We start from the raw sequence: 16,268 nt of genomic DNA, 5'->3' as shown, positions 1-16,268 counted from the left end.
GTGCCACCTACTATAGTAGTCAAAAGTCATGCCGGACGTTGCGGTCGGACCTAAGTTATTTATTTTGTTTTCTTTGTCTCAGTACATTGAAAGGGCCTACAATGGCGGCGGTTCACGGGAGCGTCTTACAGGATCAGCTAATACAAATCTTTGAAGCAACCGCGCAGATTGACCGTGCAACCAGCGCCGCCGAGATCATTCGGCAACTGCGCAAGAGCATCGAACGTCACGGCTACGCAGCCTGTCTCGTCACCGAATTGCCACGCCAGGACACCGGATCGCTGGATGGACACATCCTTGTCAACGGTTGGCCGCAGGAATGGTACGACCGCTACATGGCTGCCGGACACTATCGCCATGACCCTTGTGTTGCTTTGTGCCGTGGTGCGATCGGGCCCTTCCTTTGGCGGGACGTCCATCACGGCTTGACGGACGGCAATGCCAGGAGGGTGATGGATGAAGCGAAAGAGTTTGGGCTTTGCGACGGGATCTGCATCCCGATCCAGGCTGCGTTTGGCGATCCGGCCTGTGTAACGGTTGCCGGACGCGAAATTGATTTGGCGCCGACGGTGCGCTGCACCATTCATGCCCTTGCGCGCCATGCCTATTCGGCTGCCGAACGACTCGTTGGCAACTCGCGCAGGCGGCCGAGACAAAAGCTTTCCCAACGAGAACGTGAAATCCTGCAGTGGGTCGCGGGAGGAAAGACCGCATGGGAGGTTTCCCGAATACTTGGCATCTCGGAAAACACTGTGACGACCCACCTGCGCAACATCAAGCAGAAGCTCAGCACCGCCAACGTCGTGCACGCAATCGTCGAGGCTTTTCGCAGGCACGAAATCGAGCTTTGATCCATCCTCAGATCTGGGTATTTCACGGGCAATCGTCGCGTGGTCGGATGGGGTTCCATCTCGAGGAACCACAATGATTCAGGTCCATGTCGTCGACGCGTCAAACTGCTTTGCCTATCGAGAGGATCTCGACAGCTACTTCCGCCTGAGACATGAAATCTATGTCGATGAACGTGGCTGGCATGAGCTGAGGCGCCCCGACAGTCGCGAGATCGACCCGTTTGATACATCCGAGGCGATTCATCTGCTCGGCATCCAGCCGGGAAGAGGTGTCGTTGCCGGATCCCGCCTGGTGCCGAGCCTCAGACCGCATCTGATGAGCGAAATCTTTCCGCAACTTGCCGATGGTGGCGTTCCGCGCCGACCCGATATCTATGAGTGGACGAGATTTTTCGTGGCCCGGGATTTTCGCGAGCCCGGCCGGCCCTGCCAGGCCGCCGGCGTGATCTACTGCGGAATTCTGGAATTCTGCATTCAAAGAGGCATTAGCAATCTGACGATCGTCTGTGAGGACTACTGGTTCGACCGCTTGGCATCGATCGGGTGGTGCCCGAAAAGGCTCGGCGCTCCATTCAAATGCGATGACATGACCATCATCTGCGTGATGGTCGACGTCGGCCCGTCCGCCTTGGCCGCGACGCGACAATTCTACCGCATAACGGACCCAGTGCTTTGGGCCGACACGCCAATCAAGCAGCCGGCCTGACCGTAGGCCGTCGCTGGGCGTTACGCCTCGAACGACCATGCTGCCTGGCGGACAAGTTGGTGCATGCCGGCGAATGCGCATCCACCTTTCAGCCATAAACGCTAGTCGCAAAATCGGCCGCTCCAGTCACCACCGGGCGAAATCGTGTTGTTCGAAACCGAAAACTAAGCGATTGACTTGCCAACGCTTGGAAAAAATCATGTCTCGACCGGCAGCCGGTTCGACCGCTTGATCTGCGCAAGCGCGAAGCTGGACTCGATGGAGGCGACGCCATCGAGCCGCGTTAGCTTTTCCTTCAGGAAGCGCTCATAGGCGTGCAGGTCGCGCACCACCACACGCAACAGATAGTCGCGCTGGCCAGTCATCAGATAGCAATCGACCACCTCCGGCCAGCGTGCGATCGCCGCGTTGAACCGCTTCAGCTCGTTCTCGCGCTGGCGCTCAAGCTTGATTGAGGCAAACACCGAGATCGGCAGATCGACCATGTCCTGGTCAATCAGGGCGGCATAGCCGGTGATCACGCCCATATCCTCCATCAGGCGGACCCGGCGGGCGCAGGGCGAGGCCGAAAGGCCGACCCGTTCGGCAAGCTGCTGCGCCGTCATCCTGCCGTCGACCTGCAGCGCGGCAATGATCTTTCGGTCGATATCGTCCAGTCGACTTTTTGGCATCGAACGTTACTCCATTGGTCGATATTGGCGAAACCAGCTAACGCAGCTGCCAATCTCATGCAAGTTTAGCGACAATTGGTTTTTGCTCAGCCCTATGATTGCGACATCGCAACCGGGAGTCTTGCAGCATGGACAAACGAAAACTGGAGGCACTTTCGGCGCTGGAGAAGAAGGTGCTCTGGCTGTCGACATGGATGATCCATAACGCCAATCACCTGCGGGAAAATACGGACGGCTTGAAGGTTGGCGGACACCAGGCGTCCTCGGCGTCGCTCGCCACCATCATGACCGCGCTTTATTTCTCGATACTGAGGCCGCAGGACCGTATCGCGGTGAAGCCGCATGCCTCGCCGGTATTCCACGCCATCCAGTACCTTCTGGGCAATCAGACGAGGGAGAAGCTCGAAGGTTTTCGCGCCTTCGGTGGCGCGCAAAGCTATCCGTCGCGGACCAAGGATGTCGACGACGTCGATTTCTCCACCGGTTCCGTAGGCCTCGGCGTCGCGCAGACGCTGTTTGCCTCGCTTGTGCAGGATTATCTCGTTGCCCGCGATGAAATCCTGTCCGAGGGCCGGATGGTGGCGCTGATCGGCGACGCCGAGATGGACGAAGGCAATATCTTCGAGGCGCTTTTGGAAGGGTGGAAACACGGCCTGCGCAACTGCTGGTGGATCGTCGACTACAACCGACAGAGCCTCGACGCCGTGGTTCGCGAAGGTCTTTGGGAACGTTTCGAAAATATTTTCCGGAATTTCGGCTGGGATGTCGTGATCCTGAAATACGGCTCCTTGCTCGATGCCGCTTTTGCCGAACCGGGGGGCGAGGCGCTGAAGGTTTGGATCGACGCCTGCCCGAACCAGCTCTATTCGGCGCTGATCTTTCAAGGCGGCGGCGCCTGGCGCAAGCGGCTGCTGGCCGACATCTGTGAAAAACCGGGACTGAAATCGCTTCTCGAGCGGCGGTCCGATGCCGAACTCGCCGCGCTGATGACAAATCTCGGCGGCCACGACCTGCCATGCCTGATCGAAGCTTTCGAGACCGCACGCGGCAATGACCAGCCGACCTGCTTCATCGCCTACACTATAAAAGGCTTCTGCCTGCCGCTCGCCGGCCACAAAGACAATCACGCCGGATTGATGACCAGGGATCAGATGGAAGTCTTTCGCGCCTCGATGTCGGTCAGGGAAGGGCGCGAGTGGGATGCCTTCGAGGGGCTCGATATCGACGAGAGGGACTTGCGGCGCTTCCTCGACGCCGTTCCGTTCGCGGCAAAGGGCCACCGGCGCCGGCACGCCCAGCGCATCGTGATCCCTGATCGTCTCGTTGCGGAAGCCAAAGGCAGCGTCTCCACGCAGGTCGGCTTCGGCAGAATTCTGGACGAGATTGCGCGGGCCGGCGGGCCGCTTGCCGATGCGATCGTCACGGCATCGCCCGATGTCACGGTTTCGACGAATCTGGGCCCCTGGGTCAACCGGCGCGGTCTGTTTTCGCGTCGCTCGCTCGCTGACATGTTCCGCAGTGAACGGATCGCTTCGACGCAGAAATGGGAATTCGGCACCTCCGGCCAGCACATCGAGCTCGGCATCGCCGAGAACAATCTGTTCATCCTGCTGTCGGCGCTCGGGCTCTCCCATTCGATCTTCGGCAAACGGCTGCTGCCGATTGGCACGCTCTATGATCCGTTCATCCAGCGCGGTCTCGATGCGCTCAATTACGCCTGCTATCAAGACGCGCGTTTCCTGCTGGTCGCCACCCCATCAGGCGTCACATTGGCTCCCGAAGGTGGTGCGCACCAGTCGATCGCCACGCAGTTGATCGGGATGGCACAGGACGGGCTTGCCGCCTATGAGCCGGCCTTCGTTGACGAGCTCGCCGTCATCATGCGCTTTGCCCTGGATTATATGCAGCGCGACGGCGAGGTGCAGTCGGAGCGCACCTGGCTGCGTGACGAGACGGGCGGTTCGGTTTATCTACGGCTCTCGACGCGCCCGGTCGAGCAGATCACGCGTAGCGTTACGCCCGTACTCGAGCAGGACATCATCGACGGGGGCTACTGGCTGCGGCCTCCGGGTCCCAATGCCGAAGTGATTGTTGCCTATACCGGCGCGGTTGCGCCGGAGGCCATCGAGGCTATCGGCATGATGGCGGAGGACCGTCGCGATGTCGGTCTCCTGGCGGTGACCTCGGCCGATCGGCTGAACGCAGGCTGGACTGCCGCGAGCCGGGCACGCGAACGCGGCCTTGTTCACGCCAGGAGCCATGTCGAAAGGTTGTTTGCCAACCTCCCGGCGCATTGCGCCATCGTCACCGTCACCGACGGCCATCCGGCCGCACTCGGCTGGTTGGGCTCGGTCTACGGCCATCGCACGCGCAGTCTCGGCGTCGAGCATTTTGGCCAGTCGGGCACGATCGGCGACCTTTACCGGCATTTCGGCATCGACGCCAATTCCATAGCCACAGCGGCCGACCGGATTGCCGGTGGCCGCCCTATCCGCTATCTGCGCGCTCTAGATTGATGCTGGCGACATTCTCTGGCCGGGGCCTGATGGTGGATCTGAAGTCATGCCACTCGCTGCTCGGGTAACGCAATATCTGAACGGCGCGCCTCTGTCGGACCGGGCTAGTGCTGAAGCCCGGTGATCATGGCGACGATCTCGTTCTTGTCGGTCTCGCTGGTCTTGCGCACGCCGATCTGTTTGCCACGTCTCAGAACACAGATCCGATCTGAGAGCCTGAACACCTGGTCGAGGCTGTGGCTGATGATCAGCACGCCGATATTGCGCTGCTTCAGCGACAGAACAATCGTCTCGACCTTGGCGGTCTCGGCAACGCCGAGCGCGGCGGTTGGCTCGTCGAGCAGGATCAGCTTGCTTGCCCAGTGCGTGGCGCGCGCGATCGCCACGCCCTGGCGCTGGCCGCCCGAAAGATCGCGGATGGTAGCGTGAGCCGATGGGATGCGAACGTCGAGATCCTTCACCAGCTTTTCGGTGTCGTCGATCATCCGGCGTCGGTCGAGCAGGCCGAAGCGGTTCACCGGCTCGCGGCCAAGAAACATGTTCATGTAGACGGTCTGCTGATCGGCGAGCGCCAGGTCCTGATAGACCACCTCAATGCCGTGTGCGCGCGCCATGGTGGCGCTCGACATTGCCACCGCCTGCTCCTCGATGATGATCGTCCCGGATGTCGGAGCATGCACCCCTGTCACGATCTTGACCAGCGTCGACTTGCCGGCACCGTTATCGCCGACCAACGCCACTATCTCGCCGGGATAGAGCTCGAGCGAGAAATTTTCGATGGCGGTGAGGCCGCCGAAATTCTTGCGGATGTCGCGCAGCTGCAAAACAGGGGGCGTGCCGGTCGTGGTCGCGTTCATCACTTGCTCCTAGACAGGCCAGGCAGCGGTTTCGCCAAAACCGTTTTCGATCGTTTCGACTTGGGGCGCCCCCTTTGAGACACCGGAGATGCCGACCACGTAGGCGCGGGTCACGAACGCCTGGCCGCGAAAGCCGAACACCGCCGTGTCGCCGGGGCGTGGCGCATTGGCGCCGCTAGCGTCAATCATTGCGTAATAGTCGATTGCCGCAGGCGGCGGCACCTCGACGCTTCTGAGCGCGGCGGCGGCCGTGGTGGGTTCTGCGGACACGATTGCCTTCACCTCGTAGTCCGGAAAGATCGGATCGATATAGAAGCCGCCACCCAGGCAGTAGGCTTTGCCGCCAGACAAATGCGAGACCTCGGTCAAATACAGAACGGCAGGGAGCTCCGGCAGATCCTCCATGACGTGCAGCGCGGTGGTGCCGGCCAAGCCATTGCCCGGTTCACATTGGGTGGCGCCGGCTTCGGCCAGCGCGCCAAGCAGGACACTCGACGTTGTGCCGGGCGCGTTCACCTCTATGTCGCTGCGGCCGGATTTGGCGAGCGCTTCGGCAGCTCTGCCCAGTGTCGCCAGATTGTGTGTCGGCAGGACCGTTCGCGTGGTCTGGTCGAACAACAGCGCCGGGAAGGTGGTGATACCAGCGAACCGTGCGCCGTCGAGACCATCAAGTTTTTCGGCGACCGCGGCGATATCGGCCGCCTCAAAACCACCTTCGTGGCCGCGGTAGAAAACGTCACCATCGGCGTGGATGCGGGCAAGCAGGTTTTGCGTGTACCCGGCGAGCCTTGCGCCGGCAGCGGCTTCTTCAGCCTTGGTGTCATTGAAGACGGTCCAATAGTCCGGCCTGAACGTTTTGGCCGCCGCATTGGCCTCGTGCCTTGCGATCTGCTGCAGGTGGCCAAGATGACCGAGCCTCAGGCCGGCTCTGTGCGTTGCCCGCGCGCAGGCCATGTCGACGGCAACGGCCTGATCGATGCCGCCACGCTTGAGCGCATGGCAGAACGAACTGGCGCGGCCGACCTGCTTGGTCATGGCGAAAATCTTCAGGCTGAACCGGTCGGCCTCGCGCTTCAGGACCCGGGCGTTGCTTTCGACGGCATCGAGGTCGAGCACATAGGAATTAGCCGGCAGCTTTCCTTCCTGGTGCAGGCGCGTGGCGCTTTCTATAAAGCTCGGATTGCGGCGCCGCAGAACATCGAGGAACATGACAAAACTCCTTCAACGGGACTTTTCGCGCAGCGATACGGCGACCGCCGCAAGAATGATCAAGCCGCGCACGATCATCTGGTCGGAGACGGACAGGCCCATCAGGATGAGGCCGTTGTTCAGCATGCCCATCATCAGCGAGCCGACCAGCGCACCGACAATCGATCCCTTGCCGCCGTTAAGCAGGGTGCCGCCGACAATGACGGCCGCTATCACCGTCATAAGGTCGGTTTCGCCGAGCGTATATTTCGCGGCTTGCAGCCGGCCGGCATAGAGCAGCCCGGCAAGGCCGGCGAGCCCGCCGCTTATGGTCAGAACGGCCAGCCTTATCTGCGCCACGCTGATGCCGGAAACACTGGCGGCACGGCTGTTGTCGCCGGTGGCCAGCACATGGGCGCCGAAGCGCGTCTCGCGAAAGATGAGATGCGCGATCGCAACGGCAATGACCGTCCACCAGATCAAAGACGGAACACCCAGCAAAGAACCCGAGCCGAAGAAACCGGTGAAGGCGTTGTTGGTGACCGGGATCGACCGCAAGTCGGTCATCGAGCGAGATACGCCGGCAAACAGCCCGAGCGTCGCCAGTGTTACCAGGAATGAAGGCAACTTGACGTAAGCCACGAGGGCGCCGTTGAGCAGGCCGATCAGCAGGCCGGCGCCGAGGCCGGCCAGCACCCCGGCCAACAAGCCGTGGGCGTTTATCGCCACCGCGGCGGCAAGGGCTGCCACGGCAACGATCGAACCTATCGAAAGATCAATCTCGCCCGCCGACATGACAAAGACAAGGCCGATCGCCATGATCGTCACGGGTGCGGTCTGCAGCACGATGTTCGACAGGTTGCGGACCGTCAGAAAACCGCTGTCCTTCAGTACGATCGCGAAGAACAGAAAGATCGCCAGAAATCCGAGATAGACGACATATTGCTGCAGGTTGAAGCGGCTGACCAAGCTCGCTGCCCGGCCGGGGCTGGTGTTGATACTCGACATTCTCACTTCCTCCGGCAGGGCGCCATTGTCTGCCGCTACTTCATGGCGGCCGCGACGGTCGCGGGTACGTCCTTGTTGAGGGACCGCTTCCACCCGTCCTTGACAGTGTCCTTGGTGACGGCGAGGGAATCGACCACGATGAACGGCGCGGCCTTCTTGCCGATCAACGAGGCGGCCGTGGCGCGTGCCAGCGTCACGCCGATGTCGTAGGCTTCGTCTGCGATGAGTGCCGCAACGTTGCCGCCTTTCACCATGTCCAGTGCCGCCGGTTCGTTCAGGTCGAGCGTGACGATTTTGGTGTGGCTGTTGCCGGCCGCCCGCAATGTGGACAGCACGCTAAGCGCCGGCTCAGCCCAGGTAACGTAGATACCGTCGAGGTCTGGGTGCTGTGTGATCATCGCCTGCGCGATTTCCTCGCTGCGCGCGGGGTCGGCCATTCCGGCCTCGGCCACGATCTTCATGTCCGGATAGTCCTGCTCGATCGTGTGCTTGAATGCTCCATCGCGCTGGTTGGTGACGTAGAAATCGGCATCGTGAAAGATGTAGCCGACCTTGCCCTGCTTGCCGAGCGCGTCGGCCATTGCGATCCCGGCCTTGTTGCCCATCTGGAAAAGGTCGTCCGAAACGATGGTCACATAGTCCTTGTCCTGAACGTAGCCTGCCGGCGAATTGTCGACGAATCCCAATTTCACGCCGGCCTGGCGCGCAGGATCATAGACGGTGGCCGCACTTACGGGATCGACCGGTAGGGACAGTATGATCGAGGGCTTTTTGGCGAGTACTGTCTCGACGTCGGATTTCTGCCGAGCTGCATCAAAGCCAGCGTCGGTCTGAGCGACCACCCTGATGCCGAGCCGCTTCAACTCGTCCTGGGCGCCGCTGTTCACCGCGTTGGTGTATTCGCTCATCTCATGCCAGACCAGCGCGGCGGTGTATTTGCCGTCCTTGATCTGTTGCTCCTCAGCTGGTGTGAGCACGACGCTCTTTGCCGGCGTCGGCTTTTCCCCGTTCGGTCCCGTGGTGGTGCCCTCGGCTGCGAAGGCGTTGGCGGCGACGAGCGCTACCAGTGCCGACAACATTCCAATTGCTGTGCGCATGTCAGTTCCCCTTGCTTTTATGGTGTCGGCGGCCCTGATTGGCCGCCGGGCATTCGCCTGTCACTTGGCCGCGTCGAGCACCGATTGCGGCGCGTCGCGGTTCAACGAGTCCTTCCAGCCCTGCGCAACGTTCTGCTTGGTCACGGTAAGCGCCGGGGCAACGACGAAGGCCGGCGTCTCCTGGCCGAGCAGCGCCTTGACGCCGACAGCGGCCATGGCGCGACCGAGCTCATACGCCTTGTCGGCCACCAGTGCGGTCACGTTGCCGCCCTTGACCATATCAAGCGCGACCGGTTCGGCGAGGTCGAGCGTAACGATCTTGGTCTTGGTGTTTCCGCTTGCCCGCAAGGCCGACAGCACGCCGTCGGCCGGTTCGGCCCAGGTGACGTAGATGCCGTCAAGGTCGGGATGCTGCACGAGCATGGCGCTGGCCAGCTCTTCTGCCCGCGCCGGATCGGAGATCCCCTGCTCGGCGACGATCTTGATACCGGGATAATCCTTCTCGATCGTTCTCTTGAAAGCCTGGTCGCGCTGGTTCGTCACATAGTAACTGGCGTCGTGGAAGATGTAGCCGACCTTGCCCTTGCCATCGAGCGCCTTGGCCAGTGCATCGGCCGCCTGCTTGCCCATCTGGAACAGGTCGTCAGTGACGATGGCGGCATAGTCGGTTCCGTGCTTGTAGCCTTTCGGCAGATTGGAAAGGAATACCAGCTTGGTGCCGTCGGTGAGCGCCTGACGGAACGCCTCGGCCGAAGTGACCGGATCGAGGGGCAGCGACAGGATGACGTTTGGCTTCGCCGCGAGCGCGGTTTCGATGTCGCTGCGCTGGCGCGCGGCGTCAAAGCCCGCGTCGGTGGTGGCGACGATTTGAATGCCGGCACGGGCAAATTCATCCTTGGCACCGGACGTGACCGCATTGGTGAAGTCTGAGGAGGTGTGCCACAGCAGCGCGGCCTTGTAGCCCTTCTCCTTTACTGCGGCCAGGTCTGCGTCCGACAATCTAACCTCGGCGCTGGGTGTCGCCGTCTCGCCGCTTGGTCCCACTGTCTGTGCGCCGGCTCCGCCGGCCAACAGCATAAGGCTGCCTGCAAGTGCTGTAGCAACAAGTCTGTCTATCAGCATGGTAGTTCTCCCATTTTCGCTCTCAGTTGTCCTTCATTCCGTAACGCCGCAATACTCCACCATGAACCGGGCGAAGCCTACGACGCCCGCCAGATATTCCTCGATATCGACGTGTTCGTCGAAGGTGTGGCAGTTGCGAATGTCGCCTGGCGCGCAGTACACGGCGGGGATGCCGAGCCGGTTGGTGAAAAATGATGACTCTGACCAGAATGGCGCGCCTTCGATGGCCCCGCGACCAGCCATCGATCGGGCCATGGCGGCAGCAAGAGCGCCGACCTCCGGCCTGTCAGGTGCAATCTCGGCGGCGTTACCCCCGAGCGGATGATCGCGGCCTGCCGGATAGGCGAACGCCAACATAATTTCGGGATCGGTGATGGCGCCGCGCACCACTGCCTCGATTTCGGCGGCGGCCTCGTCCAGCGACTCGCCGGGCAACAGCTTGCGGATCAGCGACAACGTGCAGCGTTCGGGCACCGCGATGTAGCCGCCGCCCGCAAGCCCGGTGATCAGCAGGAAGCCACGCCCAATCAGCGGGTGCTCGGCTCTTGTTGCAACATCTTCCGAATGCTTCCATAGCGCGCTCATGACGGCGTGGCTTGCACGCAAGGCATCCTTGCCGAGTTCGGGTACGCCGAAATAGGCTGATCGTCCGGTGATGGTGATGTCGGTAATGAAGAAGCCAATTTGGGCCGGATAAACCGAAAGGCGGGTAGGCTCCACATAGACCACGAAATCGGGCGCCAAGACTTCGCCTCTCTCAATGCGGCCGACGAAGTCCTTGATGCCGGCGGAGACGCCGGTTCCAGGCTGGCCGCTCTCCTCGTCGCCGACGAAGGCAAAGGCAACGTCGCTGGCCAGTTGGATGTCGGCTGTGTCGAGCAGAGAGAGTGCCGACAGCGCGGAGCAGATGCCGGCCTTGAGGTCGCCGGCGCCGCGGCCCCAGATCTGCCCGTCGATCATTGGCGCGGCAAACGGATCCTGCTTGGCGGTGCCAGCCCAGTGCTCGCGCCAGCCCTCGACATGGACCGTATCGGTGTGGCCGATGAAGAGCAGCCGCTTCCCGGCGCCAGCACCTTTGCGCTCACCCCAGACGTTGGACCGGCCGGGCGCGAATTCCGCACGCCGAATTTCGCTCAAGCCAAGCACGCGCATCCGGTCTTCAAGGAAGGCGACAAAGTTTTCTTCGTGACCGGTTATGCTTTCGCGGCCGATTGCCCCCTGCAGAAGCTCCACCGCTGCGTCGCAATCGAGGGCGGCACGCAAGCGGGCGGTGATGTCCTTTGAGGCGGTCATAGCGTGGCCTCGCGCAGCACGGCAGAACTGGCTGGGGGAAGCGAAATGCGTCCGTCGGGCGCGTCGACGCCGAACAGTGTGTTGTGCAACTGGCTGAGCCCGATGGCGGCAGCGCCGATGAGCGCTGCGCGCGACCCGAGTTCGCTGGCCTCAACGGCGATAGGGTAGGGGAAGCAGCGCGGCAGCAGGTCCCTAACACGCAACAGGATTTCCGGCCGCAGCCCGATCGAGCCGCCCAGGACGACCTTTTGCGGATTGGCAATTGCCGCTATGGCCACAATGCCTTGTGCGAGGTAGCGCGCGGTTTCATCGAGCACCGTCGCGGCATGCCTGTCTCCCGCCAATGCACTGTGGAAAATCGTCGGCACGTTGACGATGTTGCCCGTCAGCGCTGCGTAGCGTTCAACCATGGCGTTGGTTGCGACCACGCGCTCGAAAGCGCCGGCGCGCAACGATGTCGGCGCGAAAGGATCGGCGCCAATCGGCAAAAAGCCCATCTCGCCGGCTGCATTGCTGGCGCCCCGCACCAGATTGCCTCCAACCATGAGGCCGCTGCCGATACCGGTACCCAGCGCTATGAAGGCGAGATTGTCGATACCGCGGCCGCACCCCTGCCAGTTCTCGCCGAGCACCGCCAGATTGACATCGTTCTCGATCACTACATGAAACCCGAATGCCTGCTCGAAAGCGCGAACGACATTCATCGTGCCAAAGCCGGCAATATTCGGGGCAAGCAGGACGCGGCCCGTCTTCTTGTCGGGTGCACCGGGAACACCAATCACCGCCAGCCTTATCTTTGTGCGCGAGATTCGGTGCCTCTCGGCCGCCTGAAACGCTAGATCCACGATCTGGTCGACGATGAACTGTCCGCCCCGAGGATCGGTCGGCGCCGTTTCCTCCGCAAATATCTGGCAGGCAAGATCGGTGAGGGCGACCCGGACTTTGGCGCCGCCGAGGTCGACGGCCGCGATGTAGGCCGCGTCAAATACGAGTTCGTAAGTGACAGCCGTGCGTCCGACATGTCCGCTCGTGCGCCCTGTCTCCTGCACCCAGCCTTCCTGCTCGAGTGTCCTGACGATCTCGGAGATTGTCTGCTTGGACAAGCCGGTCTGCTTTGCGATCGAAGCGCGCGAGATCGGCCCACCTTGCACGATCGCCTCCATGACGGAGCGCTGCGAGAACTGACGAGAAATGCGCGGCAAGTCGTTCAACAGCAGCTCCGATTAATTCGTTCTATGACCGAACTTAATAATCATTTTGGACGGCCGTCAACTGGCCGCTCAAAATCAGAGAGCGTCTAGCTTCAGCACGCAGGGTAATAGGATTAGAGTTCAATAGGTTAGGAGTTGACGGCCGCCTAATTCTCAAACTGCCACTTTCTACCTAGGTGCAGTATGAGAGCGTTAAGAGGTCAATGAGATAGCACCTTGCGGGTGTGGTGAAACTGCTAGACGCGCTGGATTCAAAATCCAGTTCCGAAAGGAGTGTTCGATTCCGACCACCCGTCCGAGCATGCACATCGCAGCGTCGTCGGGCGGGATGGTGATGGCGGAGGACTGCTATCCACGGAATCGCGTCAAATCACCAGTACCTACATCGGCTATTTGAGGTTCGCCTCAAGCTTTTCATCCCCAAAAGAATTGCCTCCCAGGTGCGGCTCGATATCCGAAGCTTGGCTATGCTGTGCCACATGCTTGCCCTCACGTCCGCACCCTAAGGGCTTGCTCCAGTCTGTCGGCGATCTGTGTGACGATATAGGCAATCACCATGTAGATCACGACGGCAATCACGAACGCTTCGAGGTAGTAGTAATTCAGCGCGGCGGTCAACTGGGACTGGGCGAAGATGTCGACAACCTCGATGGCGAACCCGAGGGAAAGCGCCTTCATGATCACCATCATCGAGGTTGTCAGGTCTGGAATTGCGGTGAGGGCCACCTGGGGAAATAGGATCCGTCGGAACAGTTGGCCGCTTGTATAGCCCAGCGAATGGGCGGCGTCCGACTGACCGGTATCGAAGGCGTTGAGGGCTCCTTTGATGATCTCCGCTTGGAACGCCGCAACACAACCGGTGACTGCAATGACAAGGATTACCCAGTTGGGCGTTTCGTGGGCGTTGAAGTTGATCCCGAGCAACGAGAGCAGGAACTGGAGTGCCGGGGGCAGACCGAAATAGGCGAGGAAAATCACGATCACCATCGGAACGCCCTTGAAGACGACCTTGTAGGCCATGATGAGCTCTCGCAGCACGGGGATCCGCCTATGTTCGACGAGCGCAAAAAGGCTGCCGACGATCGTCGACAGGACGAAAATCGTGAACGCCATGGCAAGCGTTACGGGTACGGCGCCCAGAATTTCCCGCGAGTCTTGGAGCAAAATGTCGGTATCAAACATGGTCGAATACCCTCGTTACGTCACACGCTCGCGACGGCCGCGTTCTTGATCTGAGCTGTTGTCGTTGTCTCTGGCGCTTGCATCGGGGAGCGGAGCTCGAAGAAGCGCACGACGAGCCACGCGACAAGGCACATCAGCGAATAGATAACCGCCAGCACGAGGTACGTTTCGAACTGGTACTGGTTATAGTCGCGCTCCATGATCAAGTGCGCGGTCGCCATCACGTCCGCAGCCCCGATGTACATGACCAGCGCAACGTTATGGATCAGGTAGATGATGGAGTTTCCATAGCCCGGCAATGCGAAGTGCACCGCTTGCGGGCCAACGACGCGGGTGATTTTCTGGCGGAAGGTATATCCCAGACTGTCGGCCGCATCATGCTGGCCGCGATCGACGGCCAGGTATGCAGGTCGCATGACTTCCGACAGATACCCTCCATGATAGAGGCTCAGCCCCACCATCGCAGCGATCGTTGCAGAAATAAAATCCTTGGCGCCGAACAGGATCACCAACAAGGGCAGCCCATAGAACGCGACGAACAACTGCAGGACGACGGGAACACTCCGGGCATAGGACACGTAGAGGTCAGTCAGATGACTGATTACCGGTATCCTCCGAACCCGGAGTGTTGTCGCGACGAGAGCCAAGCAAAAGCCGACGACCATGGCCGTAAAGGTAATGGCGAGCGTCAGCGGCAACGCCGAGAGCAGCTCGGGAATCATAGCAGAAACATCCACTTTGAAACGCTCCTTCTTTCAATTCAGCCTTACCGCTGGCTATCGCTATAGTGTGGCGAAAGGTCCTGTTACTTCATGTATTTGACGATGTCCTCGCCGAACCATTTCTGCGAGAGTTTTTCGATCGTGCCATCGTCTTTTAATTCCTTGAGAACCTTGTTCACGTCGTCGGCTAAAACCTTGTTTTCGTCCGACCTGTGAATCAGCATGTAGGTGTTGTTGCTGAAGACCGGATCGGACGCCACAATATCGAGCTTCTTTTCCTCGATGACGGTCTGCTCACCGAGATTAGACGGCAAGACAAGCGCGTCGAATTTGCCGTTCTGAACTTCGTCCAGGCGGTTCGGATAGGGAATACCGGCGCTAGATGCCGTTACTTCAAGCTTGTATTGTGGATTTTCTTTTTGCCAATTCATGATGAACTTGTATGTTCCACCGCCGGCCGTGGTCGGAACGATCCTCTTGCCGACCAAGTCCTTCATTTCCTTTATGCCGCTGCCTTTTTTGCTGTAGATCTTCATCAGGCTGGCGCCCATGGGGTTTTCCGGAATGAAGAACTGCTTGGCGCGCTCAGGNTGATGCCGCTGCCTTTTTTGCTGTAGATCTTCATCAGGCTGGCGCCCATGGGGTTTTCCGGAATGAAGAACTGCTTGGCGCGCTCAGGCGACTTGTAGTAGCCACCGACCGCGATGTCGTACTTGCCCGTGGCGAGGCCGGTTTCCTGCGCGATATCCGAAACACCTTCCATCTCAAACTTGTACTGCGGGAGCTTTGCGTTGATCGCTCTCAGAAGGTCGGGCTCATAGCCTTGCGGCTCGACGCCGATCGCGCCCCATGCCAGCGGCTTGGATTCGGCAGACGTCGCGATCTTGATCGTGCGAACGGTCTGACCATAGCTGATCCCTGCGGTTGCAAGGGCAATTGCGATGCTGCCAGCGACAGCCAAGGCATAGCGACGGGAAAAATTGGATTTGATAGCAGACATTTCTTGGTTCCCTTCTTGTTGGACTATTGAAATGCGAGTTCTGACTGCAGGAATTGAGCAAGTCTTGGGCTGGAAGGTGCATCGAAGATCTCAGCCGGACTGCCATCGGCGGCAACGACGCCCCGATCCATGAAGACGATGCGGTTTGAGATGCTTTTTGCAAATTGCATCTCGTGGGTCACAAGCAGCGAAGTGATGCCAGAGGACGTGACGTCTCTAATCACCTTCAGAACTTCGCCAACAAGTTCAGGATCCAGCGATGACGTGGGCTCATCGAAGAGGATCACATCCGGACGAACTGCCAACGCACGTGCAATACCGGTACGCTGGAGCTGACCGCCCGAGAGCTGGGATGGGTAGCTGTCTCGCTTCGAGGAGAGGCCAACCCGCTCAAGCTCCCGTTGGGCGATTTCCTGCGCTTCTTCCCTGGATTTGCGCTGCACCACAACGAGCGGATCCATAACGTTCTGAATCACCGTCATGTTCTTGAAGACGTTGAACTGCTGGAAGACCATGGCTGTTCGCAACCGTATCGCCTGGACCGCGGTCTTGTCGGCATGCTGGTAATCCATCTGGATCTGATCGAACCCGATGGTCCCGGATGACGGCTTGGCCAGGTAGTTGATGCACTTCAGCAGCGTGGTCTTACCGGTGCCGCTAGGCCCGATAATCGACACCACATCTCCGCGTTTCACCGAAAGATTAACGCCGTTCAGGACCTGCGTGCTTCCGTAGGACAGTTTTATATCTTTGAGTTCGAGCATTTCTGATTGGTGTCCTTCATTTCCTAGAGGAGGGACAAACAGCCAGAACAGCTGGATGATTGCGGAGCAGCCAAGAACTC

14 protein-coding genes and 2 pseudogenes are annotated in these 16,268 nt (G+C 60.1%); 3 read left to right on the top strand and 13 right to left on the bottom strand.

The genetic code is table 11. The features are described 5' to 3' along the window. Positions 1–101 precede the first annotated feature (101 nt). The gene (locus X773_RS66865; protein ID WP_023679379.1) at positions 102–851 is read left to right on the top strand and encodes an autoinducer binding domain-containing protein; all 750 of its coding nucleotides are present in this window, start codon (positions 102–104) and stop codon (positions 849–851) included. A gap of 73 nt (positions 852–924) precedes the next feature. Continuing rightward, on the top strand, positions 925–1,557 hold the full coding sequence (locus tag X773_RS66860) for an acyl-homoserine-lactone synthase (protein WP_031212529.1): 633 nt from the start codon (positions 925–927) through the stop codon (positions 1,555–1,557). Positions 1,558–1,754: 197 nt separating this feature from the next. Here the strand turns inward: X773_RS66860 and X773_RS66855 are convergent, their stop codons facing one another. Further along, positions 1,755–2,228: an Lrp/AsnC family transcriptional regulator gene (locus tag X773_RS66855; RefSeq protein WP_023679377.1), complete on the bottom strand. Its 474-nt coding sequence runs from the start codon at positions 2,226–2,228 to the stop codon at positions 1,755–1,757. A gap of 128 nt (positions 2,229–2,356) precedes the next feature. Between X773_RS66855 and X773_RS66850 the strand changes: the two genes are divergently transcribed. After that, entirely contained in the window at positions 2,357–4,744 is a 2,388-nt protein-coding gene (locus X773_RS66850; RefSeq protein ID WP_023679376.1) for a 1-deoxy-D-xylulose-5-phosphate synthase N-terminal domain-containing protein, read from the top strand. A gap of 104 nt (positions 4,745–4,848) precedes the next feature. Here X773_RS66850 and X773_RS66845 read toward each other — a convergent pair whose 3' ends face one another. From X773_RS66845 to X773_RS66790, 12 genes and pseudogenes are all read right to left on the bottom strand, one after another. Further along, positions 4,849–5,601 (bottom strand): ATP-binding cassette domain-containing protein, encoded by a 753-nt coding sequence (locus tag X773_RS66845; RefSeq protein ID WP_023679375.1) that lies wholly within the window; start codon positions 5,599–5,601, stop codon positions 4,849–4,851. A gap of 9 nt (positions 5,602–5,610) precedes the next feature. Then, positions 5,611–6,810 carry an alanine racemase gene (locus X773_RS66840; protein WP_023679374.1) on the bottom strand — a complete coding sequence of 400 codons (1,200 nt, stop codon included), beginning with the start codon at positions 6,808–6,810 and terminating at the stop codon, positions 5,611–5,613. Positions 6,811–6,822: 12 nt separating this feature from the next. After that, positions 6,823–7,797: an ABC transporter permease gene (locus X773_RS66835; protein WP_023679373.1), complete on the bottom strand. Its 975-nt coding sequence runs from the start codon at positions 7,795–7,797 to the stop codon at positions 6,823–6,825. 35 nt (positions 7,798–7,832) lie between these two features. After that, positions 7,833–8,894: a substrate-binding domain-containing protein gene (locus X773_RS66830; protein ID WP_245274796.1), complete on the bottom strand. Its 1,062-nt coding sequence runs from the start codon at positions 8,892–8,894 to the stop codon at positions 7,833–7,835. A gap of 60 nt (positions 8,895–8,954) precedes the next feature. Beyond that, positions 8,955–10,016 (bottom strand): substrate-binding domain-containing protein, encoded by a 1,062-nt coding sequence (locus X773_RS66825; RefSeq protein ID WP_023679371.1) that lies wholly within the window; start codon positions 10,014–10,016, stop codon positions 8,955–8,957. Positions 10,017–10,049: 33 nt separating this feature from the next. Next, positions 10,050–11,309 carry a M20/M25/M40 family metallo-hydrolase gene (locus tag X773_RS66820; protein WP_023679370.1) on the bottom strand — a complete coding sequence of 420 codons (1,260 nt, stop codon included), beginning with the start codon at positions 11,307–11,309 and terminating at the stop codon, positions 10,050–10,052. Next, positions 11,306–12,520, bottom strand: coding sequence for an ROK family transcriptional regulator (locus tag X773_RS66815; RefSeq protein WP_036239248.1), 1,215 nt, complete (start codon positions 12,518–12,520; stop codon positions 11,306–11,308). Before X773_RS66815 ends, X773_RS66820 begins: the two co-directional genes overlap by 4 nt. Positions 12,521–13,009: 489 nt before the next feature. Then, positions 13,010–13,702 (bottom strand): amino acid ABC transporter permease, encoded by a 693-nt coding sequence (locus X773_RS66805; RefSeq protein WP_023679368.1) that lies wholly within the window; start codon positions 13,700–13,702, stop codon positions 13,010–13,012. 20 nt (positions 13,703–13,722) lie between these two features. After that, positions 13,723–14,439, bottom strand: coding sequence for an amino acid ABC transporter permease (locus X773_RS66800; RefSeq protein ID WP_023679367.1), 717 nt, complete (start codon positions 14,437–14,439; stop codon positions 13,723–13,725). 68 nt (positions 14,440–14,507) lie between these two features. Continuing rightward, positions 14,508–15,014 (bottom strand): annotated as a pseudogene (locus X773_RS79150) (transporter substrate-binding domain-containing protein); the annotation flags it as partial. 2 nt (positions 15,015–15,016) lie between these two features. Then, positions 15,017–15,424 (bottom strand): annotated as a pseudogene (locus X773_RS79145) (transporter substrate-binding domain-containing protein); the annotation flags it as partial. A 23-nt stretch (positions 15,425–15,447) separates the two neighbouring features. After that, entirely contained in the window at positions 15,448–16,188 is a 741-nt protein-coding gene (locus X773_RS66790; protein WP_023679366.1) for an amino acid ABC transporter ATP-binding protein, read from the bottom strand. Between the last annotated feature and the right edge of the window lie 80 nt (positions 16,189–16,268).

This window comes from Mesorhizobium sp. LSJC280B00 (genome assembly GCF_000502835.1).
Lineage (GTDB): Bacteria > Pseudomonadota > Alphaproteobacteria > Rhizobiales > Rhizobiaceae > Mesorhizobium.
The sequence above is the reverse complement of the archived record's forward strand: the minus strand, read 5'-3'. Positions and strand labels throughout refer to the sequence as shown.